Raw genomic sequence first — 2,319 nt, 5'->3', positions numbered from 1 at the left:
CCGTCCTCCCCCTCCGTCGCCTTCGGCGCCACCTCCCCCTGGCGGGGGAGGATTGGCATGGCCGACCAACTTCTTACCCCTCCCGCAAGCGGGAGGGGTTGGGGAGGGTCTTCTTCTTCTTCTTCTTCTGTTTCTTCGTAGCGAGCGCACCCGCGCCTCACTCAAACTCCAGGATCGCCGCGTCCACCGCCAGGCTGTCTCCAGCCGCAAAGTTGATCGCCTTGACCACGCCGGCCTTCTCGGCGCGCAGGATATTCTCCATCTTCATCGCCTCGACCACCGCCAGCGGCTGCCCGGCTTCGACCTTCTCACCCTCGCCCACCTCGATCCGCGTCAGCAGCCCTGGCATTGGCGCGAGCAGGAACCGGCTCATGTCGGGCGGAATCTTCTCGATCATGTGGCGGGCAAGTTCGGCGACGCGCGGCGCATAGACCTTCACGTCATGCGCCGCCCCACGCGTCCGCAGCATCCATCCGGCACGGGTGCGTTTTACCCCGACGCTCAACAATTCCTCGCCATCGATACGGAATTGCGCGAGCCGCTGACCGGGTTGCCATCCGGTGGCAATGTCGAGCGGCGCCGCGTCATCCGCGAAATTGACCAGCATCCCTCCGGCATGGCCATCGACGCTGATGTCGAACCGCTCGGTGCCGATCAGCACGACGCGCGCGCTCGACAGGGTCGGCGTGGCAAGCTGCCCCGAAATCTCGACCGCCCGCGCAGCCTGGATCAGGTCGAGCACCGTCGCCACCGCCGCCAGCTTGCGCAGCAGCGCCGCATCGGCGGGCGCGCCCGCGAACCCCTCGGGATATTCCTCCGCAATGAATCCGGTGGTGAGCGCGCCCGAACGAAAGCGCGGATGCTGCATCAGCGCCGACAGGAAATCGATATTGTTGCCCAGCCCGTCGAGTTCGAACCGGTCGAGCGCCGCGACCTGCAAATCCGCCGCCGCCTCGCGCGTCGGGCCCCAGGTGATCAGCTTGGCGATCATCGGGTCATAGAACATGCTGACCTCGCCCCCCTCGGCGACGCCATCGTCGACGCGGACATAGCCCTTCTTCTCCCCTCCTGCTTGCGGGAGGGGCTGGGGGAGGGCCTGTTCACTGACGTCGGTGGAGGAGGACAGCCCCTCCCCTAACCCCTCCCGCAAGCGGGAGGGGGACTGACGGGATTCTGCCTCAGGCGGCCGATATCGCACCAGCCGCCCCGTGCTCGGCAGGAACCCGCGATACGGGTCCTCGGCATAGACGCGGTTCTCGATCGCCCAGCCGGTCAGCGTCACCTCATCCTGCGTGAAGGCCAGCCTCTCGCCCGCCGCCACCCGGATCATCTGCTCGACCAGATCGAGCCCCGTGATCGCCTCGGTCACCGGATGCTCGACTTGCAGCCGGGTGTTCATTTCGAGGAAGTAGAAACCATCGCCGGTCTTGTCCGCGCCGCTGACGATCAACTCGACCGTCCCCGCGCTGTAATAGCCCACCGCCCGCGCCAGCGCGACCGCCTGCTCGCCCATCTTGCGCCGCATGTCGGGCGTGACGAAGGGCGATGGCGCCTCCTCGACCACCTTCTGGTGCCGCCGCTGGATCGAACATTCGCGCTCGCCCAGATAGACGATGTTGCCATGCTGGTCGCCGATCAGCTGGATCTCGATATGGCGCGGCTGTTCGATGAACTTCTCGATGAACACGCGATCATCGCCGAACGACGCCAGCCCCTCGCGCTTGGTCGCCTCAAAGCCTTCGCGGACGTCCTGCTCGCTCCACGCCAGCCGCATCCCCTTGCCGCCACCGCCCGCCGAAGCCTTCATCATCACCGGATAGCCGATGTCCGACGCGATCTTCACCGCCTCATCAGTATCGGCGATCTCGCCCAGATAGCCGGGGACGACATTGACCCCGGCCGCCTTGGCGAGCTTCTTGGACTCGATCTTGTCGCCCATCGCCGCGATGGCATTAGCCGGCGGCCCGACAAAAGCGATCCCCGCCTCCGCGCACGCCTTGGCAAAGCTCTCGCGCTCCGACAGGAAGCCGTACCCCGGATGGATCGCATCCGCGCCCGTCGCCTTGGCCGCGGCGAGGATCAGCTCAGCCTTGAGATAGCTCTCGCTGGCAGGTGCCGGCCCCAGCCGCACCGCCTCGTCCGCCATCAACACATGCGGCGCGCGCGCATCGGCGTCGGAATAAACCGCGACCGTCGCAATCCCCATCCGCTTGGCGGTGCGGAACACCCGACACGCGATCTCACCACGATTGGCGACCAGGATTTTCTTGAACACCCTTCACTCCCCTCCCGCTTGCGGGAGGGGAGTGAAGGGTGTTC

Annotated in this window: 1 protein-coding gene; it reads right to left on the bottom strand. The window is 66.3% G+C overall.

The window, feature by feature from the left end; all coding sequences use genetic code 11:
* Positions 1-157: 157 nt before the first annotated feature.
* Positions 158-2,275 (bottom strand): acetyl-CoA carboxylase biotin carboxylase subunit, encoded by a 2,118-nt coding sequence (locus AX681_RS14860; RefSeq protein ID WP_066682446.1) that lies wholly within the window; start codon positions 2,273-2,275, stop codon positions 158-160.
* Positions 2,276-2,319: the final 44 nt, after the last annotated feature.

The sequence above is a fragment of the Sphingomonas sp. CCH9-E2 genome, from assembly GCF_001557215.1.
Lineage (GTDB): Bacteria > Pseudomonadota > Alphaproteobacteria > Sphingomonadales > Sphingomonadaceae > Sphingomonas.
Note: the sequence above shows the minus strand (reverse complement) of the source record. Positions and strands in the feature narration are given on the sequence as shown.